The 25,124-nt window shown below is 71.2% G+C and carries 20 protein-coding genes and 1 rRNA gene; 10 read left to right on the forward strand and 11 right to left on the reverse strand.

The features are described 5' to 3' along the window. From AB0J55_RS21125 to dnaE, 4 genes are all read right to left on the reverse strand, one after another. Positions 1–180, reverse strand: a 16S ribosomal RNA gene (locus tag AB0J55_RS21125); the annotation flags it as partial. Positions 181–537: 357 nt separating this feature from the next. Then, on the reverse strand, positions 538–1,719 hold the full coding sequence (locus tag AB0J55_RS21130) for a low temperature requirement protein A (RefSeq protein ID WP_364250810.1): 1,182 nt from the start codon (positions 1,717–1,719) through the stop codon (positions 538–540). 427 nt (positions 1,720–2,146) lie between these two features. Then, positions 2,147–3,616 (reverse strand): MFS transporter, encoded by a 1,470-nt coding sequence (locus AB0J55_RS21135; protein WP_364251918.1) that lies wholly within the window; start codon positions 3,614–3,616, stop codon positions 2,147–2,149. A gap of 227 nt (positions 3,617–3,843) precedes the next feature. Then, on the reverse strand, positions 3,844–7,431 hold the full coding sequence (gene dnaE, locus AB0J55_RS21140; protein ID WP_364250813.1) for a DNA polymerase III subunit alpha: 3,588 nt from the start codon (positions 7,429–7,431) through the stop codon (positions 3,844–3,846). Positions 7,432–7,764: 333 nt separating this feature from the next. On the opposite strand from dnaE, the gene AB0J55_RS21145 reads away from it, so the two are divergent. From AB0J55_RS21145 to AB0J55_RS21165, 5 genes are read left to right on the forward strand one after another with little or no spacing between them, the layout of a single operon-like run. Then, complete coding sequence (locus tag AB0J55_RS21145; RefSeq protein ID WP_364251921.1) at positions 7,765–8,412, forward strand: FadR/GntR family transcriptional regulator; 648 nt, start codon at positions 7,765–7,767, stop codon at positions 8,410–8,412. Then, positions 8,409–9,839 (forward strand): amino acid permease, encoded by a 1,431-nt coding sequence (locus AB0J55_RS21150; protein WP_364250816.1) that lies wholly within the window; start codon positions 8,409–8,411, stop codon positions 9,837–9,839. The genes AB0J55_RS21145 and AB0J55_RS21150 overlap by 4 nt, the downstream gene beginning before the upstream one ends. Continuing rightward, complete coding sequence (locus AB0J55_RS21155) at positions 9,836–10,753, forward strand: asparaginase (protein WP_364250819.1); 918 nt, start codon at positions 9,836–9,838, stop codon at positions 10,751–10,753. The genes AB0J55_RS21150 and AB0J55_RS21155 overlap by 4 nt, the downstream gene beginning before the upstream one ends. Next, positions 10,750–12,141: an aspartate ammonia-lyase gene (gene aspA / locus AB0J55_RS21160; RefSeq protein ID WP_364250822.1), complete on the forward strand. Its 1,392-nt coding sequence runs from the start codon at positions 10,750–10,752 to the stop codon at positions 12,139–12,141. The genes AB0J55_RS21155 and aspA overlap by 4 nt, the downstream gene beginning before the upstream one ends. Before the next feature lie 50 nt (positions 12,142–12,191). Next, on the forward strand, positions 12,192–13,817 hold the full coding sequence (locus AB0J55_RS21165; protein WP_364250825.1) for a CocE/NonD family hydrolase: 1,626 nt from the start codon (positions 12,192–12,194) through the stop codon (positions 13,815–13,817). Here AB0J55_RS21165 and AB0J55_RS21170 read toward each other — a convergent pair. After that, positions 13,792–14,565 carry a metallophosphoesterase gene (locus tag AB0J55_RS21170; RefSeq protein WP_364250828.1) on the reverse strand — a complete coding sequence of 258 codons (774 nt, stop codon included), beginning with the start codon at positions 14,563–14,565 and terminating at the stop codon, positions 13,792–13,794. The genes AB0J55_RS21165 and AB0J55_RS21170 overlap by 26 nt on opposite strands. After that, a complete protein-coding gene (locus AB0J55_RS21175) occupies positions 14,562–15,194 on the reverse strand; it encodes a GntR family transcriptional regulator (protein WP_364250831.1) in 633 nt (210 codons plus the stop codon). Before AB0J55_RS21175 ends, AB0J55_RS21170 begins: the two co-directional genes overlap by 4 nt. Positions 15,195–15,240: 46 nt before the next feature. Between AB0J55_RS21175 and AB0J55_RS21180 the strand changes: the two genes are divergently transcribed. Then, complete coding sequence (locus AB0J55_RS21180) at positions 15,241–16,410, forward strand: aminotransferase class V-fold PLP-dependent enzyme (RefSeq protein ID WP_364250834.1); 1,170 nt, start codon at positions 15,241–15,243, stop codon at positions 16,408–16,410. Here the strand turns inward: AB0J55_RS21180 and AB0J55_RS21185 are convergent. Then, the gene (locus AB0J55_RS21185) at positions 16,407–17,354 is read right to left on the reverse strand and encodes an SDR family NAD(P)-dependent oxidoreductase (protein ID WP_364250837.1); all 948 of its coding nucleotides are present in this window, start codon (positions 17,352–17,354) and stop codon (positions 16,407–16,409) included. The two genes, AB0J55_RS21180 and AB0J55_RS21185, sit on opposite strands and share 4 nt — an antisense overlap. Before the next feature lie 40 nt (positions 17,355–17,394). Then, the gene (locus tag AB0J55_RS21190) at positions 17,395–18,531 is read right to left on the reverse strand and encodes an acyl-CoA dehydrogenase family protein (RefSeq protein WP_364250840.1); all 1,137 of its coding nucleotides are present in this window, start codon (positions 18,529–18,531) and stop codon (positions 17,395–17,397) included. Positions 18,532–18,562: 31 nt separating this feature from the next. Here AB0J55_RS21190 and AB0J55_RS21195 point away from each other — a divergent pair, with 31 nt between their 5' ends. Both AB0J55_RS21195 and AB0J55_RS21200 read left to right on the forward strand, forming a co-directional pair. Continuing rightward, on the forward strand, positions 18,563–20,050 hold the full coding sequence (locus AB0J55_RS21195) for an AMP-binding protein (RefSeq protein ID WP_364250843.1): 1,488 nt from the start codon (positions 18,563–18,565) through the stop codon (positions 20,048–20,050). 13 nt (positions 20,051–20,063) lie between these two features. Continuing rightward, positions 20,064–20,480, forward strand: coding sequence for a cupin domain-containing protein (locus AB0J55_RS21200; RefSeq protein ID WP_364250846.1), 417 nt, complete (start codon positions 20,064–20,066; stop codon positions 20,478–20,480). On the opposite strand, the gene AB0J55_RS21205 is transcribed toward AB0J55_RS21200, so the two are convergent. Continuing rightward, on the reverse strand, positions 20,477–20,941 hold the full coding sequence (locus AB0J55_RS21205; RefSeq protein WP_364250849.1) for a MarR family winged helix-turn-helix transcriptional regulator: 465 nt from the start codon (positions 20,939–20,941) through the stop codon (positions 20,477–20,479). The two genes, AB0J55_RS21200 and AB0J55_RS21205, sit on opposite strands and share 4 nt — an antisense overlap. Before the next feature lie 125 nt (positions 20,942–21,066). Between AB0J55_RS21205 and AB0J55_RS21210 the strand changes: the two genes are divergently transcribed. Beyond that, entirely contained in the window at positions 21,067–21,561 is a 495-nt protein-coding gene (locus tag AB0J55_RS21210; protein WP_364251923.1) for a carboxymuconolactone decarboxylase family protein, read from the forward strand. A 44-nt stretch (positions 21,562–21,605) separates the two neighbouring features. On the opposite strand, the gene AB0J55_RS21215 is transcribed toward AB0J55_RS21210, so the two are convergent. Beyond that, the gene (locus AB0J55_RS21215; RefSeq protein WP_364250852.1) at positions 21,606–22,487 is read right to left on the reverse strand and encodes a hypothetical protein; all 882 of its coding nucleotides are present in this window, start codon (positions 22,485–22,487) and stop codon (positions 21,606–21,608) included. Positions 22,488–22,744: 257 nt separating this feature from the next. On the opposite strand from AB0J55_RS21215, the gene AB0J55_RS21220 reads away from it, so the two are divergent. After that, entirely contained in the window at positions 22,745–24,190 is a 1,446-nt protein-coding gene (locus AB0J55_RS21220) for an MFS transporter (protein ID WP_364250855.1), read from the forward strand. On the opposite strand, the gene AB0J55_RS21225 is transcribed toward AB0J55_RS21220, so the two are convergent. Continuing rightward, a complete protein-coding gene (locus tag AB0J55_RS21225; protein WP_364250858.1) occupies positions 24,177–25,079 on the reverse strand; it encodes a class I SAM-dependent methyltransferase in 903 nt (300 codons plus the stop codon). The genes AB0J55_RS21220 and AB0J55_RS21225 overlap by 14 nt on opposite strands. Between the last annotated feature and the right edge of the window lie 45 nt (positions 25,080–25,124).

Consider the following 25,124-nt stretch of genomic DNA (forward strand, 5'->3'; position numbering starts at 1 on the left):
TTGTGATATCCGGTATTAGACCTCGTTTCCAAGGCTTATCCCAGAGTGCAGGGCAGATTACCCACGTGTTACTCACCCGTTCGCCACTCATCCCCGGCCGAAACCGGTTCAGCGTTCGACTTGCATGTGTTAAGCACGCCGCCAGCGTTCGTCCTGAGCCAGGATCAAACTCTCCAACAATGTCTTCGAATTCAATCGAGGCAATTTCTTGCATCTCAAAGGAAACCCCGACGAGGGGGTTTCATATAAGCTCTACTGGCTTAGTTCACTAGCACACTGTTGAGTTCTCAAGCAACACACTTCGGACCGCCGCGCCGCTAAGCGCCTTGGTCTTCGGCTTTTGTTTCAAGCTTTGTTCCAGGGATACCACCCTGGTTCGGGACCACCCACTCTACCACGATCGTGGGAGCTTGGTTCGTGTTCCCGGCGGCCGCTCGGTTTCCCTGGCGACTTGGAGAACTTTACATGCCCCCGAAACCCCCTCGCACAGGGGGGTCCCTTTTTCGCGCCAGGCCTCTGACCTGCACCGATGCCCGCTCAGGCAGGCGAGCGCTCCCCGTGGGTCGCGACGACCGTCAGCACGACCAACGCGGCGGCGAGGCCGGCGGCCACGTGGATCGGCGCCGGCGTGAACGAAGCCGCCAGGACGAGCGCCGCCGTCACCGGGAAACCGACGGCGATCGGACGGCACTCGTTGGTCGGGCCGATGTGCAGCAGCCACACGCTCAGCAGGAAGACCGCGACCGGCACCGTGGTCGGCAGGGCCGCCGCCACCCCGCCGAGGTGCAGCGTCCCCGTGTCGTAGGCGACCGCCACCTCGAGGCCGGCGCCGACGGCCGCCGCGGACGCGAAGATGAAATAGTGGCCGTAGCCCCAGCTCATCGACGTGAACATGGTCGGGTGGCGGACGAGCCGCGCGTGGCCCGGCCGGTCGAAGTACAGCCACCACATCGAGAACACCAGGACCAGCGCGGCCGCGGCCAGTGAGATCAGGGCACCGAGGTGCCCGATTTCGGCGGTGCCCTCCTTGACCGCGTTCGTCGCGCTGAGGATCACCTCGCCGAGCACGATCAGGGTGAACAGGCCGTACCGCTCGGCGATGTGGTGCGGGTGCCACGTCGTGCCGCCCCGGCTCTCGGCCCAGACCGGAACGGCCATTTCCAGCACCGCGAAGACGACGAAGGCGATCACCCGCACCCCGTGCGGCAGCCACTGGTAGGCGACCCACAGCACCTGGACCGCCGAGATGCCGATCGCGTACCGCAGCGCCGAGGGGCGGCAGCCCGGGTCCGACCGCGCGGCCCGCAGCCACTGGAACACCAGCGCGAGCCGCATCAGGACGTACCCGGCGACCATCAGCCGGAAGTCGCCCTCGAACGCACTCGACACCGCCGCCGCCACGGTGAGGCCGCCGGCGATCTGCACGAGCGTGGCCAGCCGGTACGGGACGTCGTCGGTGTCGAAGGCCGAGGCGAACCAGCTGAAGTTCAGCCAGCCCCACCAGATCGCGAAGAACACCATGGCGAACGACGTCACGCCGTGGGCGACGTGCCCCTCGGCCAGCGCGTGGTGCAGTGCGGCCGCGGCCTGGCCGACGGCGACCACGAAACACAGGTCGAAGAGCAGTTCCAGCGGCGTCGCCACGCGGTGGTGCTCGTCGCGGTCGCGGGAGCGCATCGGCCGGTACCAGACGCGGATCCCCGACGGCTGCTCGGTCATCGGGACTCCCCGTGTCGGCCTCGGACGGACGCGATCATCCCAGCACGATCAGCGCGGGCGGGGTGCGCGCGACACGGGTGAAGAAGGCGGGCGGGCCTGGTTCCCCCTCACCCGGGCCCACCCGCCGCCGTCACGCGCCGGCGGCCACCGATGGGCAGCCCTTCCGCGAGCGCCGGACGGTCCCCCGCGGACGCCGACACCCACTGGACGGAAGGTGACCGAGTGTGTCCATTCCCTCGAACTCCGGACGCCTCGATCGCTCAAGCCGGTCACCCCATCCCCGGGTGGCCGACTGATTGCCACTGTCGGTAGCCGTAGCCGCGCAGTGAAGGCTCCATAAGATCTACCCGGTTGCTCTCCGTAGCACCAGTGTCTTTCTGCGCCCGTCACCCGGATGGAGCATCGTAAATCTGCGGACAGTAGTTTCTCAGGTCCCGTGGACATCGGCTGCGGAAGTTTCGGCTTCGCGCGCTTCGCGGTCGTCCTCGGCTGCCCGGTGGCGCCGGGCCCGCAGTTCGGCGATCGCCAGCGCGAGCGCGCCACACGTCAGGAGGGCCGCGCAACCGAGCGCGACAGTCAGCGCCAGGGGGTAGCCCCGGCCCACGACCAGGCCGAAGACCGACGCGAGCACCGCGGTGCCGATCGCCGTGCCGATCCGCTGCCCGGTCTGCAGCGCGCCGCCCGCGACCCCGGCCATCCGGACCGGCACGCACTCCAGCGTCAACGTCGTGTTCGGCGAAATCACCATCCCGCCACCCACGCCCGCGAACACCAGCGGCAGCGCGAAGGCCCAGCCCGACGCCGACGGCGGGACCACCTCGGCGAGCAGGGCGACGGCCAGCAGCCCGACGGCGACCATGGCCAGCCCGGTGACGGTCAGCCGGCGGCCGAAGCGCGGCACCAGGCGCCCGGCGACGGCCGCGGACACCGCCGAGCCGAGCGCGAACGGCGTCACCGACAGGCCAGACTGCAAAGGCGAGTAGCCCAGGCCCTGCTGGAAGAACACCGCGAAGACCAGCCAGATCCCGGCGAAACCGCAGAAGTAGAGCGCCCCGACCGCCGCGCCGGCCGCGTACCCGGGCGTGTCGGTGAACAGGCGGGTGTCCAGCAGCGGCGACCGGCCGCGCCGGACCACCGAGCGTTCCCAGCGCACGAACGCGAAGCCGAACACGACGGCGACGATGAACAGCCACCACAGGTCCTCGAGGCCGCCGCTGTCCGAATCGATGACCGGCAGCAGCACGCCGAGCACGGCGACGCCGAGCAGCGCGATGCCGACGAAGTCGATCTCCGAGCGGATCCTGAGCTGCTTCTTCTCGCTGCGCGGCAGCAGCCGCAGCGCGAGGGCGAACGCGAGGACGCCGATCGGGACGTTGACGTAGAACACCCAGCGCCAGCCGTCCTGGGCGCCGAAGACCGCGATGATCGCGCCGCCGAGGATCGGGCCGACCGCCGTCGAGATCCCGACGACCGCGCCGAACATGCCGAACGCGCGGCCGCGCTCGGCGCCGCGGAAGAGGTCCTGGATCAGGCCGGTGTTCTGCGGGGTGAGCATGCCCGCGGCCAGCCCCTGGGCGAGGCGGGCGAGTACGAGGGTCGTCTCGTTCGGGGCCGCGCCGGCCAGTGCGCTGGTGAGGACGAACGCGGCGAGGGCGCCGAGGAACATGTTCCGGCGGCCGAACGCGTCCCCGAGACGGCCGCCGGTGACCAGGACCAGGCCGAACGCCAGGGCGTAGCCGGAGACGACCCAGCGGATGCCGCTGCTGCTCGCGTGCAGGCCGGACTGCATCGACGGGAGGGCGACGTTGACGATGCTGACGTCGAGCAGGCCCATGAACCCGGCCGTTAGCGAGACGGCAAGCGCTTTCCAGCGCCGGGGGTCGGGTTCGTACGACATCGAAGAGCTGACCTCACGCGTGTTCACCGGGCGGGGATACCCCACTCAGCAAACACGATAGGGGGGATGTGCGCGCGCTGTGCGGGTGCGGATTCGCTGGGGCGGGCTGCGGTGGCGGCCTGAGATGCGCAGCTTTGCAGCCGCGGGCCGAGTGCGGGGTACGGACTCGCTCCCACCGAACGCCTCCACCTGGTCACGCGCGGAGGCCCTCGGCCCGCGTTCCGCTGCTACGTGGAGGCCGTGATGCCCCTGATGCCCTTCAGCTCGCCGATCAGCATTGAGCTGACCTTTACCGGGTAGTCGTACAACGCGAAGACCGTCTGGTTCTTGCCCACCAGTTTGAGGTGTACCGGGGTCTCCCCCTTGTGCGCCAGCAGCGTGGACCGCAGCTCGCTCACCACCGACTGGTCGATCTTCTCGGCCGCCGCGAGCAGGACCAGGGGTGGCTCGTCGTCGCCGTTGCCGGTGCCGACCTCCGAGAGGTCGAGGGTGGCCAGGCCGCCGCCGAAGACCGACATCTTGTCTTCGCGCCAGTTGACCCGGCCCTTCACCAGGACCGCGTTGTCCTCGATCAACTCGCCCGCGAAGAGCGCGTACGCCTTCGGGAAGAACAGCACCTCAAGGGAGGCGTCCATGTCCTCCACCGTGCAGATCGCCCAGGGCTCGCCCTTCTTGTTGACCCGGCGCTCCAGCGACGTGATCAACCCCGAGACCACGATCTCGCCTTCCTTCGGCGGGTCGGCGAGGATGCCCGCGATCGGCTTCGGTGCGTGCTTGCGCAGGATCCGCTCGGCGCCGTCCAGCGGGTGCGCCGAGACGTACAGGCCGAGCATCTCGCGCTCGTACGCCAGCAGCTGCTTGCGCGGGTACTCCTCCTCGCCGAACTTCAGGTGCGCCAGCGGGGACGACGACGGCGCTGCCTCGCCCTCGTCGCCGCCGAAGCCGAACAGGTCGAACTGGCCCATGGCCTCCTGGCGCTTGAGCGGGACCACCGCTTCCACCGCGTCCTCGTGGACCTGGATCATCGACAGCCGCGTGTGGCCGAGGGAGTCGAACGCGCCCGCCTTGATCAGGGACTCGATCACCCGCTTGTTGCAGGCCACCAGCTCGGACTTGTCGAGGAAGTCGGTGAAGGACGCGTACTTGCCCTTCTCCTCGCGGGTCTTGATGATCGACTCGACGACGTTCGCGCCCACGTTGCGGACCGCACCCAGCCCGAAGCGGATGTCGTCCCCGACGGCCGCGAAGCGCATGGCCGACTCGTTGACGTCCGGCGGGAGCACCTTGATGCCGAGCCGGCGGCACTCGGACAGGTAGACCGCCGACTTGTCCTTGTTGTCCCCCACCGAGGTGAGCAGGGCCGCCATGTACTCGGCCGTGAAGTTGGCCTTGAGGTACGCGGTCCAGTACGAGATCAGGCCGTACGCGGCCGCGTGGCTCTTGTTGAACGCGTACCCGGCGAACGGGAGGATCGTGTCCCAGAGGGCCTTGATCGCCTCCTTGGAGAACCCGCCCGGGACGAGCTCGCTGGAGCGCATGCCCTCTTCGAAGCCCTCGTACTCCTTGTCGAGGACTTCCTTCTTCTTCTTGCCCATCGCGCGGCGCAGCACGTCCGCGCGGCCCATCGTGTACCCGGCCACCTTCTGGCCGATGTGCATGATCTGCTCTTGGTACACGATCAGGCCGTAGGTGTCGGCCAGGATCTCCTTCAGGGGCTCGTCGAGCTCCGGGTGGATCGGCTTGACCTTCTGCCGGTTGTTCTTCCGGTCGGCGTAGTCGTTGTGCGCGTTCATGCCCATCGGGCCGGGGCGGTACAGCGCGCCGACCGCGACGATGTCGTCGAACACCGTGGGCTCCATGCGGCGCAGCAGGTCGCGCATGGGGCCGCCGTCCAGCTGGAACACGCCGAGCGTGTCGCCGCGGGCCAGCAGCTTGTACGTCTCGGGGTCGTCGACGCCCAGGGTGTCGAGGTCGACGTCGACCCCGCGGTTGGCCTTGATGTTGTCGATCGCGTCACCGATGACGGTGAGGTTGCGCAGGCCGAGGAAGTCCATCTTGAGCAGGCCGATGGCCTCGCACGACGGGTAGTCCCAGCCGGTGATGATCGAGCCGTCGTCACGCTGCCAGAGCGGGATGGCGTCGGTCAGCGGGTCACTCGACATGATGACCGCGCAGGCGTGCACGCCGGCGTTGCGGATCAGGCCCTCGAGGCCGCGGGCGGTCTCGAAGATCGTCTTGCACTCTTCGTCGGTCTCGACGAGCGCACGGACCTCGGCGGCCTCGCCGTAGCGCTCGTGCTTCGAGTCGACGATGCCCGAGAGCGGGATGTCCTTCGCCATGATCGGCGGCGGCAGTGCCTTGGAGATCTTGTCCGCGATCGCGTACCCCGGCTGGCCGAAGTGGACGCGGGCGGAGTCCTTGATCGCCGCTTTGGTCTTGATGGTGCCGAAGGTGATGACCTGGGCGACCTTGTCCGCGCCGTACTTCTCGGTGGCGTACCGGATCATCTCGCCGCGCCGGCGGTCGTCGAAGTCGATGTCGATATCCGGCATCGAGACGCGCTCGGGGTTGAGGAACCGCTCGAACAGCAGCTTCTGCGGGATCGGGTCCAGGTTGGTGATACCGAGGACGTACGCGACCAGCGAACCGGCGGCCGAACCACGGCCGGGGCCGACCCGGATGCCGACGCGGCGGGCGTAGCTGATGAGGTCGGCGACGATGAGGAAGTAGGCCGGGAAGCCCTTCCCGATGATGACGTCGAGCTCGATCTCGATGCGCTCGTTGTAGTACGGGTCCGGCACGCCGTCGGGGAAGCGCCACTTGAGGCCGCGCTGGACCTCTTCGCGGAGCCAGCCGCCCTGGTCGTAGCCCTCCGGGACCTCGAAGAACGGCAGCCGGTCCTTGTGCGAGTAGACCTCTTCGTAGGACTCGACGCGCTCGGCGATCATCAGCGTCGTGTCGGCCGCGCCGGGGACCTCCTTGTCCCAGTACTCGCGCATCTCGGCGGCGGACTTGAGGTAGTAGCCGTCGCCGTCGAACTTGAACCGGGTCGGGTCGTTGAGCGTCTTGCCCGCCTGGACGCACAGCAGCGCCGAGTGCGTGTCGGCCTGGTCCTTGGTGACGTAGTGCGAGTCGTTGGTGGCCAGCGGCTTGAGGTCGAGCAGGCGGCCGATCTCGAGCAGGCCCTCGCGGACCGAGCGCTCGATCGGCAGGCCGTGGTCCATCAGCTCGAGGAAGAAGTTGTCGGCGCCGAAGATGTCCTTGTAGTCGGAGGCGGCCTGGATCGCCGCCTCCTTCTGGCCCAGCCGCAGCCGGGTCTGCACCTCGCCGGACGGGCAGCCGGTGGTCGCGATGATCCCCGAGTGGTTCTCGGCGATCAGCTCGCGGTCCATCCGGGGCTTGCGGTAGTAGCCCTGCATGCTGGCCAGCGAGGACAGCTTGAAGAGGTTCCGCAGCCCGGTCGCGTTCGAGGCGAGCATGGTCATGTGCGTGTACGCACCGCCACCGGAGACGTCGCCGCCCTCACCGAACTCGTCCGAGCCGCGCTGGTTGGCCTGACCCCAGAAGACGGGCTTCTTGTGGAACCGGCTCTCCGGCGCGATGTAGGCCTCGATGCCGATGATCGGCTTGATGCCGGCCTTCTTGGACTGCTGGTAGAACTCGTCGCCGCCGTACATGTTGCCGTGGTCGGTCATGCCGACCGCGGGCATGCCGAGGCGCGCCGCCTCCGCGAAGAGGGGAGCGATCTTCGCCGCACCGTCGAGCATCGAGTACTCGGTGTGGACGTGCAGGTGGACGAAGGAATCGTTCGACACCAGCGAAAACCTCCCCTAGGTGGATCGGACCGGCGCGCCGGGGTCCCTCACCATAGCCCGTGGCACCGACGGTCCCGACACGTGCTCGCCGGGTCGATTCTGCTCCTCGCGAGTGGTGTTCCGCCGCTGTGACACGCTCCCCTCTTCGGGCGGAAACGATCACGACACGCGCCGCTGCCGGGCGGTCACGCGCGGGCGCCGGTCGGCGCGTGAGGTGAGCCACAGAGGCTGGGACTCGCGTTGACAGCGGAGGCACCGCCACCGAGCATTCCCGCCATGAACCTGTCTGACAGCCAGACAGCCGGACAAGGTGGTCCCCGCCGGGTGAGCGCCATGGAAGCCGTGCTGGCCCACCTGCGTGCCGCGATCGAGCGCGGCGAGCACGCCGTCGGCAGCAAGCTTCCCTCCGAAGCCGCCCTGAGCAGGGAGTTCGAGGTCAGCAGATCGGTCATCCGGGAAGCCCTCCGCGGCCTCCAGGCGCTCGGCATGACCGAGTCGAAGACCGGCAAGGGCACCTTCGTCACCGCCACCGGCCCGGCCGACAACCCCACCTTCGGGCCCTACTCGGCCCGGGACCTCATCGAGGTGCGCCGGCACGTCGAGATCCCGGTCGCCGGGTACGCGGCCGTGCGGCGCAGCCAGGACGACCTCGACCTCCTCTCCCACCTGCTCGACCGGATGGACGCCGAGACCGACAACACCGCCTGGGTCGCCCTCGACTCGCTCTTCCACATCACCATCGCCCAGGCCTCGGGCAACCCGGTCTTCGGGAAGGTGATCGAGGAGATCCGCGACGCGCTCGCCCGCCAGTCCGCCTTCCTCAACCAGCTCGGCGACCGGCGCCGGCAGTCGAACACCGAGCACCGGGACATCGTCACCGCGATCGAAAGCGGTTCCGAAGCGCAGGCCGTCGCGGCCATGACGGCGCACCTGACGCACGTCGAAGCCACCCTGACCAGCATCGTGAACGGGGAACAGTGACCGAACAGACCCTCCCGGCCACGACCGGCACCACCACTGACGCGGGTGACGCCGGCTACCGCAAGGCCCTCAAGCCCCGGCACGTGAACATGATCGCCATCGGCGGGGCGATCGGCACCGGCCTGTTCCTCGGCGCCGGCGGCCGGCTCGCCCAGGCCGGGCCCGCGCTGGCCATCGTCTACGCCGTCTGCGGGCTCTTCGCCTTCTTCGTCGTCCGCGCGCTCGGCGAGCTGATCCTGTACCGGCCCTCCAGCGGCGCCTTCGTCTCCTACGCCCGCGAGTTCATGGGCGAGAAGGGCGCGTACGTGGCCGGCTGGATGCACTTCCTCAACTGGTCGACCACCGGCATCGCCGACATCACGGCGATCGCGCTGTACGCGCACTTCTGGTCGTTCTTCTCGCCGGTCCCGCAGTGGGTGCTCGCGCTGGTCGCGCTGGCCGTGGTCCTGACGCTCAACCTCGTCTCGGTGAAGCTGTTCGGCGAGATGGAGTTCTGGTTCGCCATCGTCAAGGTCGCCGCGCTGGTGCTGTTCATGGTGATCGGCATCTTCCTGCTGGTGACGCAGACGCCGGTCGACGGCGTCGCGGGCGGCCCGCAGCTGATCGCCGACCACGGCGGGATCTTCCCCGGCGGCCTGCTGCCGATGGTGCTGATCGTGCAGGGCGTGGTGTTCGCCTACGCCTCGGTCGAGCTGGTCGGCGTCGCCGCGGGCGAGACCGAGAACCCGGAGAAGATCATGCCGAAGGCGATCAACTCCATCATGTGGCGCATCCTGGTGTTCTACGTCGGCTCGGTCGTGCTGCTGGCGATGCTGCTGCCGTGGAGCTCCTACACGAAGGACCAGAGCCCCTTCGTCACCGTGCTCTCGCACCTGGGCGTGCCCGCGGCGGACAGCGTGATGAACCTGGTCGTGCTCACCGCGGCGTTGTCCAGCCTGAACTCCGGCCTGTACTCGACCGGCCGGATCCTGCGGTCGATGGCGATGGCGGGCTCGGCGCCGAAGTTCACCGGCGTGATGAACCGCAACCACGTGCCCTACGGCGGGATCCTGCTCACCGCGGCCGTCTGCGTGCTCGGCGTCGGGCTGAACTACCTGGTGCCGAAGGAGACCTTCGACATCGTGCTGAACTTCGCCGCGATCGGCATCCTCGCCACCTGGGCCATCATCGTGCTCTGCCACCTGCTGTTCGTGCGCCGGGCCAAGCGCGACGGCGTCGAACGGCCGTCCTTCCGGCTGCCGTTCTCGCCCTACACCGAGATCGTCACGCTGGTGTTCCTCGCCGCCGTCGTCGTGCTGATGGGCTTCGACGAGACCGGCCGGATCACCCTCCTGGCGCTGCCCGCGATCCTCGCCGCCCTGGTGGCGGGCTGGTTCGCGGTGCGCAAGCGGATCGACATGCGCGCGTTCGACGAGGAGGGCGTGTGAGCCCCGAGCCGCTGGTCGAGCTGGTCCGCGACGGGATGGTCGAGGGTGTCCACCACGGCTCGGCCGTGGTCCTCGCCCCGGACGGCTCGACGCTGTTCGCCGCCGGGGACACCGACTCGCCGATGTACCCGCGGTCGACGGCGAAGCCGCTGCAGGCCACCGCGATGGCGCGGCTCGGCCTGCGCCTGTCCCCCGCCGGGTTCGCGATCGCCGCGGCCAGCCACTCCGGCGAGCCGATGCATCTGGAGGCCGCGCTCGACGTGCTCGGCGGACGCTCCCCCGACCTGCTCGGGAACCCGGCGGACTTCCCGTTCGACCCCGTCGAGCGCGACCGCTGGCTGGCCGAGGGCCGGGCGCCGTCCCGGCTCGGGCACAACTGCTCCGGCAAGCACGCGGCGATGCTCGCGACCTGCGCGGTGAACGGCTGGGCCACCGAGGGCTACCTCGACCCGGCCCACCCGCTGCAGCGCGCGATCGCCGCCACCGTCGAAGACCTGACCGGCCGGCCCATCGCCCGGGTGGCCGTCGACGGCTGTGGCGCGCCGCTGTTCGCGACGACGTTGCGCGGGCTCGCGACGGCCGTGTCGAAGATCGCCACCGCCGCACCCGGCACACCGGACCACCTGGTCGCCGACGGCATCCGGCGGCACCCCGAGCTGGTCGGCGGCAGCCGCCGCGACGTCACCGCCGTGATGCGCGCGGTGCCCGGGCTGATCGCCAAGGACGGCTTCGAAGCCGTCCAGGTCGCCGCGCTCCCGGACGGCACCGCGATCGCCTTCAAGATCGCCGACGGCGGCGACCGGGCGCGCTACCCGGTGCTGGCCGCGCTGCTCGGGCTGTGCGGCGCCGACGTCCCGCCGGGCCCCGAAAACCTGCGTTTCGCCGGAAACCTGACTGTGGGGAGCACCGCATGACCACCCGCCGCGAACACGACCTGCTGGGCGACAAGGACGTCCCCGCCGACGCGTACTGGGGCGTGCACACCGCCCGCGCGCGCGAAAACTTCCCCATCACCGGCACGACGATCGCCGCCTACCCGCACCTGGTCGAGGCGCTGGCCTCGGTGAAGGAGGCCGCGGCCCGCGCCAACGCCGAGTTGGGCCTGCTCGAGCCGGACATCGCGGACGCGATCGGCGCGGCCTGCCGGGAGATCCGCGAAGGCGCGCTGCACGGCGAGTTCGTCGTCGACGTCATCCAGGGCGGCGCCGGGACGTCGACCAACATGAACGCCAACGAGGTGATCGCGAACCGCGCCCTCGAACTGCTCGGGCACGCCAAGGGCGACTACCACGTCGTGCACCCCAACGAGCACGTCAACCTCGGGCAGTCGACGAACGACGCGTACCCGACCGCGGTCAACGTGGCGACGATCATCGCCGTGCGCGAGCTGGCCGAGTCGATGGTCGTGCTGGAGAAGGCGTTCGCGGCCAAGGCCGTCGAGTTCCACGACGTGCTGAAGATGGGCCGCACGCAGCTGCAGGACGCCGTGCCGATGACGCTCGGCCAGGAGTTCGGCACCTACGCGGTGATGCTCGGCGAGGACCGGCAGCGGCTGACCGAAGCCGTCGCGCTGCTGCACGAGATCAACCTCGGCGCGACCGCGATCGGCACCGGCCTCAACGCCGCGCCGGGCTACGCCGAAGCCGCGTGCCGGCACCTGCGCGAGATCACCGGGCTGCCGGTCGTCACCGCCGCGGACCTGGTGGAGGCGACGCAGGACTGCGGCGCGTTCGTGCACCTGTCCGGCGTCCTCAAGCGGATCGCGGTCAAGCTGTCCAAGAGCTGCAACGACCTGCGGCTGCTGTCCTCGGGCCCGCGCGCCGGGCTGAACGAGATCAACCTTCCGCCGGTCCAGGCCGGGTCGTCGATCATGCCGGGCAAGATCAACCCGGTCATTCCCGAGGTGGTCAACCAGGTCGCGTTCGAGGTGATCGGCAACGACGTCACCGTGACGATGGCCGCCGAGGCGGGACAGCTGCAGCTCAACGCGTTCGAGCCGATCATCCTGCACTCCCTGTCGGAGAGCATCACGCACCTGGGCGCGGCCTGCCGGACGCTGGCCTCGAAGTGCGTCGAAGGCATCACGGCGAACGCCGACGTGATGCGCGGCTACGTCGAGAACTCCATCGGGCTGGTGACGGCGCTGAACCCGAGCATCGGGTACGCGGCCGCGACGGAGATCGCGAAGGAGGCTCTCGCGACCGGGCGCGGCGTCGCCGAGCTCGTCGTCGAGAAGGGCCTGATCCCGGCCGAAGAGCTGGCGAAGCTGCTGCGTCCGGAAACCCTCGCGCGCGCGAACTGAGGTACGGTCGGATCCGGAAGGATCCACTCCACTTCGGAAGGCGGGCGCCCGTGCTGGACCGACTTGTCGACAAGCTGCTCGGGCTCCCCCGCGCCGAAGGCCCCAAGCCGGTCGTGACGCGAGACCTAGCCGTCCCGATGCCCGACGGCGTCACGCTGCTCGCCGACCGGTACGCCCCGGCCGGGACGACGTCGGCGCCGGTGGTGCTGATCCGCACGCCGTACGGGCGCAAGGGAATGCTGTCGAAGCTGTTCGGCGAGACGTTCGCCCGGCACGGGCTGCAGACGGTCATCCAGAGCACCCGGGGCTCGTTCGGCTCCGGCGGCGAGTTCCGGCCGTTCCACCTCGAACGCGAGGACGGCGTGGCGACGGCCGGGTGGCTGCGCGCCCAGCCGTGGTGCGACGGGAGCATCGGCATGGCCGGCGCCAGCTACCTGGGGCACACGCAGTGGGCGGTCGGGCCGTACCTCGACCCGCCGCTCGCCGCGATGGGCCTCGGCGTGACGGCGTCGGAGTTCGTCTCGACGTTCTACCCGGGCGGCGTGCTCGCGGCGGACAACATGGTGTCGTGGTCGGCGATGATCGGCCGGCAGGAGGAACGCTTCGCCGCGCTGCCGAACCCGCTGCAGACGCGCAAGACCCGCCGGGCGATGTCCGTGCTGCCGATCAGCCGCGCCGACGTGGCCGCGATCGGGAAACCGGTGCGGTTCCTCCAGGACGTCACCGAGCACTTCGTCCCCGAAGACGGCTACTGGTCGATGTCCGACCACAGCGCCGAGGTGGCGAAGCTCGACGTCCCGGTGTCGATGGTCACCGGCTGGTACGACCTGTTCGTCCGCGGGCAGCTGCGGGACTTCCGGATCCTCGCCGAGGCGGGCAAGGCGCCGCGGATCACGATCGGGCCGTGGGCGCACGGCGAGCCCGCGAGCATGGGCCCGATGATCCGCGACCAGCTCGGCTTCCTGCGCGCGCACCTGCTCGGCGACCGCACCCAGCTGCAGCGGGCCCCGGTCCGGCTGTTCCTGCAGGGCGCGGGGACGTGGCTGGACTTCGAGTCCTGGCCGCCGCCCTCGACGGCGACCCACGCGCACCTGCGGCCGATCGGCGGGCTCGGCGAACCGGTGGCGGCGGAGGCGCTGCCGACCCCGTTCACCTACGACCCGGCGGACCCGACGCCGGCCGTCGGCGGCCCGCTGCTGACCGGCGAGTGGAAGCAGCGCGACAACCAGGAGGTCGAGGCCCGCCCGGACGTGCTGGTGTTCACCGGCGAGCCGCTGCCGTCGGACGTCGACGTCATCGGCGAGGTGTCGGCGACCGTGCACGTCCGCACCGAACTGGGGCACGCGGACGTGTACGTCCGGCTGTGCGACGTCGATTCCGGCGGCGTGTCCCGGAACGTGACGGACGGGATCCTTCGGCTGCGCCCGGGTGTGCCGGCGGCCGACGCGGACGGCGTGGTCACGGCGGAGGTGACGCTCGACCCGACGGCCTACCGCTTCCGCCGGGGGCACCGGCTGCGCGTGCAGGTGGCGGGCGGGGCGTTCCCCCGGTTCGCCCGCAACCACGGCACGGACGAGCCGGTCACGAAGGCGGTGGACGGGAAGGCGAACCGCTTCGAGATCTTCCACGACGCCGGGCGGCCGTCACGGATCACGCTGCCGGTGTTCGGCGGCTGACCGTCCGGTGGTGGCTGGTGACCCGGCCGTCGTCGTGGAGGACGTGCAGCAGCAGGGCCGGCGGGCGGTCGTACTCCAGCGGGCCGCCCTCGGCCCAGCCGTGGTCGCCGCCCGGCTCGGCCGGCAGCAGGGAGCCCGAAACGACGCCGGGGGCGATGCGCAACGGGAGGCCCGCGAACGTCGTCGACGCTCCCGTGTGCACGTGGCCGGCCAGCAGCGCCTTCACCCTCGGGTGCCGGGCCAGGACGGCGGCCAGCCGCTCCGCGCCGGTCTGGCGGATCGCGTCCACCAGCGGGACGCCGACCTCGACCGGCGGGTGGTGGAAGGCGACGAACGCCGGGCCGTCGCCGCCGGCGAGGACGCCGTCGAGCCACGCCAGGGTCTCGTCGGCGAGGAAACCGGCGCCGCGGCCCGGGATCGTCGAGTCGCACAACGCGAACAGCACGCCGCCGACCTCCTGCGCGTGGTCGATCGGGCCGTCGGACGGGGGCGAGCCGAGCAGGCCCGTGCGGAACGCCGCGCGGACGTCGTGGTTGCCCGGGCACACCAGCACCGGCGCCGGGTACTCGAGCAGCGCGGCCGCCCGCGCGTATTCCCCGGGCTCGCCGTGGTCGGCGATGTCGCCGGTGACGACGACGGCGTCCACCGGTTTCGCCAGGCCGGCGAGGTAGCCCAGCACCGCCGCGACGCGGTCTTCCGCGCGGGCCCCGCCGTCGAGGTGCAGGTCGCTCAGGTGCGCGATGATCATCTTCGGTCCTTCCCCAGGTACGCCAGCGCCTTGACCCAGTTCGCCACGAGCACCGAGGACGCGGTGGCCAGGTCGCCCTCGCGCAGGGCCGCGGCGATCCGGCGGTGTTCGCCGATGCTCTCCCCCGCGTGGCCGTCGCGGGCGAAGTAGGCCGACTCGTACCGCTTGAGCAGCGGCTTCGTCTGCTCGATCAGCCGCAGCAGGTGCGGGTTCGGGCAGCGGGACAGCAGCAGCGCGTGCCAGCGATCGTCCAAACCGGACAGATCGCCGCCGTCCGCGAGAGCCCGGGTCATCTCGTCGGAGACGGCGTCGAGCGCGTCCGGCAGGCCGGCCAGCTCCAGCGGGGACGTCCAGCGCAGCGCGAGGGCTTCGAGTTCGGCCACCAGCGGGTAGAGCCGGCGCGCCTCGCCCGGGTCGAACGGCGGCACCAGGAAACCCCGGCCGGGCGCGGAAACCAGCAGGCCGCGGTCGGCGAGCCCGATCAGCGCCTCCCGCAGCGGCGTCCGGCTGACGCCGAGCTCCTTTGCCAGGTGGACCTCGTTCACGCGCGTGCCGGCCGGGAGGCGCCCGTCCAGGACGCGGCCGGTGATCTGCTCCAGGAGGTCGCTGCGCAACGGGGTCCGGGCCATGGGACGCAGTATTGCATACAATAGCTATCTACTGTATTCAGTTGGTATGAGCTTCGACGTCGAACGCGCGCGCCGCGAGACCCCGGGCTGCGCCGAGGTGGTCCACTTCAACAACGCGGGCTCGGCGCTGCCTCCGGCCGTCGTGACCGACACCGTCGTCGGGTACCTCCGCCGCGAAGCGCTGATCGGCGGGTACGAAGCCGTCGCCGAGTCCGCGGAGCGCTTCGACGCGGTGTACGCCTCCGTGGCCCGGCTGCTCGGCGCCGGGACCGACGACATCGCGCTCACCGACAACGCGACGCGCTCCTGGCAGGCGGTGTTCTACGCGCTGCCGTTCGGCCGCGGGGACCGGATCCTGACCTCCCGCGCGGAGTACGCCAGCAACGCCATCGCGTTCCTGCAGGTCGCGCGGCGCACCGGCGCGGTCGTCGAGGTGGTCGGCGACGACGAGTCCGGACAGCTGGACGTCGAAGAGCTGCGGCGGCGCATCGACGACGACGTCAAGCTGATCGCCGTCAGCCACGTGCCCACCCAGGGCGGGCTGGTGAACCCGGCCGAGGAGATCGGCGCGGTCGCCGAGGCGGCCGGTATCCCGTTCCTGCTCGACGCGTGCCAGTCCGCGGGCCAGCTCGACCTCGACGTCACCCGTCTCAGGTGCGACGCGCTGTCGGGGACCGGCCGCAAGTACCTGCGCGGCCCGCGCGGCACCGGGTTCCTCTACGTGCACCCGCGGCTGCGCGAGCGGCTGGAGCCGGCGATGCTCGACCTGCACTCGGCGAGCTGGGAGTCGCCGACGGAGTACGCCGTCGACCCGACGGCCAAGCGCTTCGAGGTGTGGGAACGCGACTTCGCCGCGGTCCTCGGCCTCGGCGCGGCCATCGACTACGCGCTCGAGTGGGGCCTGCCGGCGATCGAGTCGCGCGTCGCTTCGCTGGCTGCGACGCTGCGAAGCCGGTTGAGTGAAGCGGGCGCGCGCGTCCACGACAACGGGGCGCGGAAGTGCGGCATCGTCACCTTCACCGTCGACGGCACCCCGGCCGCGGAGGTCAAGGCCCGGCTCGCCGAGGCGAACATCAACACGTCGCTGTCGACCCGCACCTCGGCGCAGTACGACTTCACCGCGCGCGGCCTGCCGGACCTGGTCCGGGCGTCGGTGCACTACTACAACACCGAGGACGAGATCGAGCTGCTGGTGCGGCAGGTCGAGAAGCTCTAGAAAGCGTTCACGCCGGTCAACTCGGCGGACACCGTCCAGAGCCGCCGGGCGAGCGCGGGGTCGACCGCGTAGTCCTTCACGCCCGTTCGGGTGCCGTCGGCCGGGGCGGGCCCGGCGATGTCGCAGTCCTCGAGGTACACGCCGCCGAGGCCGTCGAGCTGCGGGGACGTCGCCGCCCAGACCTGGGTGGCGGCGCCCTGCTCCGGCGTCTTCGCGCCTCCGGTGACTCGGCCGGACTCGTCGACCATGCCGGCGTCGACGAGCTCCTGCCGGTCCAGGTGACGCACCAGCTCGGTGAGGATCCGGCCCGGGTGCAGGGCGAACGCGCGGACGCCCCGGTCGCGGGCGAGCCGGTCGAGCTCCACCGCGAAGAGCACGTTCGCCGTTTTGGCCTGGCCGTAGGCGAGCCACTTGTCGTAGCCCCGCTCGAAGTTCAGGTCGTCGAAGCGCACCGGGCCGTAGTGGTGGCCGCGCGAGGACACCGAAACCACGCGGGCGCCGGGGGTGAAGGCCGGCCAGAGGCGGTTCACCAGTGCGAAGTGCCCGAGGTGGTTGGTCGCGAACTGCGCCTCCCAGCCCGGTCCGACGCGGGTTTCCGGTACCGCCATGATGCCCGCGCTGCCGATGAGGATGTCGATGCCGCGGCCCGAAGCCACGAACCGCTCGGCGAAGGCGCGGACGTTCTCGAGGTCGCCGAGGTCGAGCTGGTCGATCTCGACGTTTCCGAGGCCCTGCAACGCTTGTTCGGCCGTCGCGCGGCGGCGGGCCGGGACGACGACGTGGGCGCCCGCGGCCGTCAGCGCTCGGGTGGTCTCCAGGCCGATGCCGGAGTAGCCGCCGGTGACGATCGCGAGCTTGCCGGTCAGGTCGACGCCGGCCAGGACCTCCGCCGCCGTGGTGGTGGCGCCGAAACCCGAGCCGATCTTGTGCTGTGCGGTGGTCATGCCCCCGACGCTATGACCTGGAGCGCGCTCCAGCGCAAGTTCAGTCCTTGAGCAGCTGCCGCGCGATGACCAGCTTCTGGATTTCGCTGGTGCCTTCGTAGATCCGGAACAGCCGCGCGTCGCGGTAGATGCGCTCGACCGGCACCCCGCGGACGTACCCCGTCCCGCCGTGGACCTGCACCGCGCGGTCCGCGACCCGCCCGAGCATCTCGGTGCAGAACAGCTTCGCCGACGAGGGCCCCAGCTTGCGGTCCTCGCCCGAGTCGTACTTCGCCGCGGCTTCGTGCACCATCGCCCGGCCGGCCGCGAGCTCGGCGTGCGACTCCGCCAGCAGGGCCTGGACCAGCTGGTGTTCGCCGATCACGCGGCCACCCTGGCGGGCCGTCCGCGCGTACTCGACGGCCTCGGCGAGCGCCCGCTCGGCCAGGCCGACGCACAGGGCGGCGATGTGCAGGCGGCCGCGGGCCAGCGACGCCATCGCGATGCCGAAGCCCTGGCCCTCCTCGCCGATCAGCGCGTCTCCGGGCAGCTCGACGTCGTCGAAGACCACCTCCGACGTCCACGCGCCGGCCTGGCCCATCTTGGCGTCGTGCGGGCCGACGGTGACGCCGGGCGCGGCCGCCGGGACGAGGAAGGCGGAAATACCGCGGCTGCCGCGGCTTTCCGGATCGGTGCGCGCGAAGGCGACGAAGACGTCGGCGAGCGGCGCGTTCGTGATGAACCGCTTGGTGCCCGAAAGCCGGTAGTGGTCGCCGTCGCGGACCGCGCGGCTGGTCAGGCCGCCCGGGTCCGAACCGGCCTCGGCTTCGGTGAGCGCGAACGACGCGATCGCCTCACCGGCCGCCAGCCGCGGCAGCCAGCGGGTGCGCTGCTCCGGCGTCCCGTAGTGCACGATCGCCTGGCCGGCGATGCCGTTGTTGGTGCCGAACAGCGACCGGAAGGCGGGCGTGGTCCAGCCGAGCTCGATCGCCAGCCGGACGTCTTCGGCCATCGCCAGGCCGAGCCCGCCGTACTCCTCCGGCAGCGCCCAGCCGAACAGGCCGAGCCCGGCGGCCTTGTCCCGGATCCCGGCGGGGATCTCGTCGCGCTCGTCGATCTCCGCCTCGCGCGGCACGACCTCCTTGCGCACGAACTCCCGCACCGCACCGAGGACCTGCCCGAAAACGTCCGCGTCCATGCGTCGCACGCTACCCGGTAGCGTGCGACGCGTGAGCACCTTCTTCGACGTCGCCGAGCAGGACCCGGGGCGCCTCGCGGTGCTCGCGCCGGACGGCACGGCGGCGACCTTCGGCGAGCTGGCCGCGCGGGCCAACCGGCTGACGCACGCCCTGCACCGGCTGGGGCTCGGGCCGGGCGACGGCGTCGTCGCTGTCGTCCACAATGGACTGCCCTACTTCGAGCTGCTGTTCGCGACGCTGCAGGCGGGGATGTACTTCACGCCGGTCAACTACCGGTCCTCGCCGGCGGAAATCGCCTACGTGGTGGCGAACAGCGGCGCGCGGGTCGTCGTCGCGGACGCGGAAATCGCGCGGGGGTGCGCATTCGACGTGCCCCGGTTCTCCGTCGGCGCCGCCGAAGGGTGGGGCGACTACGTGTCCTGGGGCGAAGACGAGCCGTCGACCCCGCCGCAGCCGCGGACCGCGGGCCAGACGATGCTCTACACGTCGGGCACGACCGGGCGGCCCAAGGGCGTCCGGCGCGCCCTCAGCGGGAATCCGCCGTCCCTGCACCCGATTCACCGCAACCTGCTGGCGATGTTCGGCGTCGTGCCGGGCCCGGGCGTCCACCTGGTGGCGTGCCCGCTCTACCACGCCGCGCCCGGCTCGTTCGCCGTCAACGCGATGCACCTGGGGCACAGCGCAGTGCTGATGGACCGCTTCGACGCCGAGGAGACGCTGCGCCTGGTCGAACGGCACCGCGTCACGAGCACCCACCTCGTGCCGACCATGTTCCACCGGATGCTGCGGCTGCCCGCAGACGTCCGCGCGCGGTACGACACGTCGAGCCTCACCAGCGTCATCCACGGCGCGGCGCCCTGCCCGCCCGAGGTGAAGGAGCGGATGATCGGCTGGCTCGGCCCGGTCGTGCACGAGTACTACGGCGCGTCGGAAGGGCTGATCTGCGGCGTCACGGCGGCGGAGTGGCTGGCGGCGCCGGGCACCGTGGGCCGCCCGCTGCCCGGCGTGCGGCTGAAGATCCTCGACGACGATGGCACCGAGGTACCGGATGGCGAGCCGGGCACGATCTACTTCAGCTCCGCGCACACCGCGCTCGACTACCTCGGCGACCCGGAGAAGACCGCGGCCGCCCGGTCCGGGGAGTACCTCACGGTCGGCGATTTCGGGTACCGCGACGCCGAAGGCCGCGTGTTCCTGCTCGACCGCCGGACCGACCTGATCCTCTCCGGCGGCGTCAACGTCTACCCGGCCGAAATCGAGGCGCGGCTGCTCAGCCACCCGGACGTCGCCGACGTGGCGGTGATCGGCGAACCCGACGAGGAATGGGGGCAGCGGGTCGTCGCCGTCGTCGAACCGGTCGCCGGGGTGCCCGCGGGCGACGACCTGGCCGCGCGGCTGGCCGAGCACTGCCGGGCCGCGCTGGCCGGGTTCAAGACGCCGAAGCGGTTCGACTTCACCGATCGCCTGCCGCGCACGGAATCGGGCAAGATGGTGCGGCGCACCCTGCGCCAGGCCTGAGGAGGATTCCCCCTTGCGCAAGACGTTCACCGTGCTCGCCACCGCCGCGCTGGCCGCGGTCCTGCTGCCCGCCACCGCGTCCGCGACGCCCGGCAGCGGCGTCACCGGCACGATCCTGGCCCAGAAGACCATCGGCCACACCGACTACACGCTGCGGGAGGTCACCATCCAGCCCGGCGGCTACACCGGCTGGCACTTCCACGACGGCACGCTCTACGCGTACGTGAAAGCCGGGACGCTGACGCACAACCTGGCCGACTGCAGCGTCGACGGCGTCTTCGGCACCGGGCGCGCGTTCACCGAGAAACCGGACCAGGTGCACATCGGCCGCAACCTCGGGTCGACGCCGCTGGTGCTCGAAGTCCTGTACGTGCTCCCGGCGGGCAGCCCGCTGTCGGAGGACGCGCCGGACCCGGGCTGCGGCTTCTAGCTCGAAAACCAGCCGGCCGCGTCGAGGCGGTACGCGGCGGGGCCGACGACCTTGCGCAGGTCGGCTTCGAGGGCGCTGATCCGTTCGCGGCCGACCGTGCGCGCCCACTCCGCGCGCAGCTCGTCGAAGATCTCCGCCGACTTCGCGAGCGCGTCGACGCCGTGCGCGGTGAGCCGGACGATCTTGCGGCGGGCGTCGGCCGGATCGTCGGCGCGCTCGGCGTACCCGAGCGCCTCCAGGCGTTCGACCGTCTTGCCCGCCGCCTGCTTGGAGACGCCGAGGCGGCGGCCGATCTCCGACGCCGTCGCGCCCTGGACCCCGACGGCCTGCATCGCGAACCCGTACGACGGCCGCACGTCGGGGTGGCCCTGGCGCGCGAGCTCGGCGTGCAGGCGGTCGATGAGCGTGCGGAAGCCGCCGAAGAGCAGGAAGGGCAGCTCGTAGCCGGGCGTGTCGCTCATGACCCCTTGCCATAATCGACAACCAGGTTTACGGTTTCGACAACCACATTGTCGATCCTACGTCTGGAGACGTCTTGTTCCCCGATCACACCCCGGAGTCTGCACCCACCGCCGCCCGCCCCGCGATGGCGGCCACCGCGAAGAAGTTCGGCCGCGTCCCGGCCGCCGTCGCCCGGCTGGCGACGTCACCGGAGCTGCTGAACGGGTTCCTGAAGCTCAGCGCCCTCTTCGAGACCACGACCCTGCCGGCGCTGGACCGCGAGGTGCTCGTCATGACGGTGGCCGCGCGCAACCGCTGTCACCTGTGCGTGGCGATGCACACGGCCACGCTGCACGGCCTGTCCGCTTCGCCGGAGCTGATCGCGGCGCTGCGGGCGGAGTCGGCGCTGCCGGAGCCGCGGCTGGAGGCGTTGCGCGTCTTCGTCCACGCGGTCATGGACACCACGGGCGACGTCCCGGCGGACGCGCTGACGGCGTTCACCGACGCTGGTTACACGGCCAGGAACGCCCTGGAGGTGGTGCTGGGCATCGGAACGTACACGCTGTCGACGTACGCGAACCGGCTCACCGGCGCGCCGGTCGACGAAGCCTTCGCCGCGCACACCTGGCACGCGGCGTGAACGCCGTGGGGCCGCCCTGAACCGGGCAGCCCCACGGCGGTGGATCAGCCCTTCGCCAGGGTGACGACGGTGGTGTCGTCGACCGAGACGTTGGTGTTGTAGTTCGGGTCCAGCGCGGTCGCCTGGGTGACGACCTCCGCCTTGCCCTTCTGGAACGGCGTGGTGCCGGCCGGCACCACGGTCGCCTTCCACGGCACCGGCGCCCCCGGCGCGCAGGCGACCTGCACCGAGTAGTTGCCGCGGATGACGACGTTGTGCTTGACCTGCGTCGCGGTGCCGCTCAGGGTGACCGGGGCGGCCGCGGTGCACTCGACGGTCCCGTGCAGGTACGCGTTGCCGTTGAGCGTGCTCGCGGTGCCGTCGGTGGCCACCTTGAGCCCGATCGCGAGCTCCGCCGGCGCCGGCGGGTTCGCGATGTGCACCTCACCGCGCGCGGCCGCCGTGAAGCCCTCGCAGTGCTGTTCGAAGGTGGCGTCGAGCGTCTGGACGTAGCCGTGCGGCCCGAAGACGACGTTCTGCACGGCGAAGGTGCCGGTCAGGGTGTTGCAGCCGCGGCCGTTCCCGTCGAGGCTCAGCCCCGGCGCGTTGGCCCCCTGGAACGGCCACCGGGTCGCCCCGTCGTAGGTGCCGGCGGCCAGGCCCGTGCCGCTGGGTGCGGCCAGGTCGAGGTCCCACCAGTCGCTGTTGAAGCCGCTGACGCTCACGGAAATGTGGTTGTGGTCTTCCGACGCGCTGACGGTGAGCCGGTCCTTCGCCCCCGTCGAGTAGGCGTAGGACCCTCCCCCGGTGATGTAGTCCCCGGCGTCACCGCTGAACGACAGCGAGCCGGAAGCGACGGTCTGCGCCTGCGCCGGCACGGCCCCCACGAGCACGGCGAGCACGGGCACCGCCACCGCGGCGGCGGCTCTGGTCAAAAACCTCTTCACGGAATCCCCCTCAGGTGAGTTGGTCACTTGCCGAACTTCCTGTCGGCCGGAATCGATCACCCGTTACTTCCGTGTGAGGTTTTTTGGTTATCGCACAAGAATTCGGCGGTACCTCGTGCGGATCGTGACAAAGGTTCCCGCTCACCGGGACACGACGGCGGCGCTCCGAAACCCGCGAAGAAACCTTCTGCACCCGTGTCCGGTCCCCCGCGGCGGCTCCGACCCCCTGGCAAACGGACCACGGAGAAGGAGCGGACATGGAGAAGCCGGCCGGACGGCGGGAGTGGCTGGGCCTGGCGGTGCTCGCGCTGCCCACCCTGCTCGTCGCGATGGACATGACGTCGTTGTTCCTCGCGTTGCCGCAGCTCAGCGCGGATCTGGGGGCGAGCGCGACCGAACAGCTGTGGATCACCGACAGCTACGGCTTCGTCGTCGCCGGGTTCGTCATCACCATGGGGACGCTCGGCGACCGGATCGGCCGGCGGCGGCTGCTGCTCGCCGGCAGCGCGGCCTTCGGGGTCCTCTCGATCGTCGCCGCGTTCTCGACCAGCCCGGAGATGCTCATCGTGGTGCGCGGGGCGCTCGGGGTCGCCGGGGCGACGCTGATGCCGTCGACGCTCGCCCTGATCACGAACATGTTCCCCGACGGCAGGCAGCGGGGGAAGGCGATCTCGATCTGGGCCACCTGCCAGTTCGCGGGCGGCGCGGCGGGCCCGGTGTTCGCCGGCTTCCTGCTCCAGCACTTCGCGTGGGGATCGGTGTTCCTGGTGGCCGTCCCGGCCGTGGTCGTGCTGCTCGCGGCGGGACCGTTCCTGCTGCCGGAGTTCCGCGCCCCGGCGTCCGGGCGGCTCGACCTGCCCGGCGTCGCGCTCTCACTGGCCGCGGTGCTGCTGGTCGTGTTCGGCCTCAAGCAGCTGGCCACCGGCACGCCGGCCCTGCCGGCCGCGGCGATCGCCACCGGGACGCTGCTCGGCATCGTCTTCGCCCGCCGTCAGCTGACGACGGCGTCACCGCTGCTGGACCTGCGGCTGTTCCGGAGCCGCCCGTTCACCGCGGTGCTGGTCGCGCTGGTGTTCGCCGGGGTCGCGATGGCCGGCGTCGGGCTGCTGGTGACGCAGTACCTGCAGAGCGTCCTGGGCTACTCGCCGCTGGTCTCGGCGCTGCTGTTCGCCCCGATGGGCCTCGGCGTGGCGGCGGGCACGATGACGGCGCCGTCCCTGACCCGGTGGCTGACCCCGGCCACGGCGATCGCGGGCGGCTTGCTGGTCTCGGCGGCGGGCGGTCTCCTGCTGGCGCTCACCGACGGGCTCGTCCCGGTCGTCGTCGCCATCACGGTGCTGACGCTGGGCACGGGACCGCTGTTCGCGCTGGGCATCGGCCTGGTGGTGGGATCGGTGCCCCCGGAGCGCGCGGGTTCGGCGGCCTCGATGGCGGACACGGGCAACTACCTGGGCGGCTCGCTGGGCATGGCGTTGATCGGCCTGACCGCGACGGCGGTGTACCACGGGGTGTTCCCGGCGGGCACGACGTTGGCCGTCGACGTGACCCGGGTGGCGGTGGCCGGGCAGGCGAAGGCGGCGTTCACGGACGCGCTGAACGTGACGGGCGTGATCGCGGCGGTGCTGTTCGCGGGGCTGGCACTGCTGGTGACGTCGATGCGCCGCAGCCAGGCCGTCGCCGCCGAGCCGGTCATGGCGGAGTGAGCTCGCCCGCCTGGAAGTGCCAGATCACCAGCGCCGGCGAGGCGACGGCCCGGGCCGCTTCGGGCACCAGGGCGGCCAGGCTCCACGGCCACAGCTCCCACGGTCCGGGCGGCCCGAACGTGCCTGCCGGATCCGCCGCGGCAGGCGGGCCGCCGTCCGGCAAGAGCGGTTCCTCGCAACGACGCACGTGCAGTCCCACGGCGAGCGCGGCCCGCAGGTAGTCCCCGATCGGGTGGCGATGGCCACTCAGCCGCCCCGGCCGGCCGTCGGCACCGCGCACGGGCGGAACCGCGCCCTGCGCCACCCGGTCGGGGTGGATGTCGGCGAGCACCAGGTGCCCGCCGGGCCGCAGCACCCTGGCGAACTCCGCCAGCACCGGCTCGAGCGCCGGGACGTGGGTCAGCGCCAGGCCGCACACGACCAGGTCGGCCCCGGCGTCGGCGACCGGGAGCCGGTGCAGGTCACCGAGCAGGAAGTCGCCACCCGGCACTCGCGTGCGTGCCCGGGCGAGCATGTCGGGCGAGCCGTCCACCCCGATGACCCGGTGGCCGCGTCCGGCGAGGAATGCGGCGTAGCGGCCGGTCCCGCACGCGGCATCGAGCGCCACCCCGGCGGGCAGCGCGCCCACGATGTCGTGGACCACGGGCTCGTCGACGTCGAAGGCCGAGTTGGGCCGGTCGTAGGTCGCCGACCACAGCCGGTAGCCGGTGACGGTGTCGACCCGGTCGACGTCCACGGCCGCGTCCGCCAGCGCCTCGTCGGCGAGCACCCGGCGGATCTCCGCGATCCGCGCCGCCACGAAATCGCGGCCGAACTCGCCGGTGAACGCCCGCAGCAGCGCCAGGCCTTCGAGGCCGAGCAGGTAGGCACGGGGATCTTCGTGGACCACCGGGCGGACGTTAGTGATCCCGGCGCCGGGCGGGCCAATGAATTA

Source organism: Amycolatopsis sp. NPDC049688, from assembly GCF_040674975.1.
In the GTDB taxonomy this organism is placed as follows: domain Bacteria; phylum Actinomycetota; class Actinomycetes; order Mycobacteriales; family Pseudonocardiaceae; genus Amycolatopsis.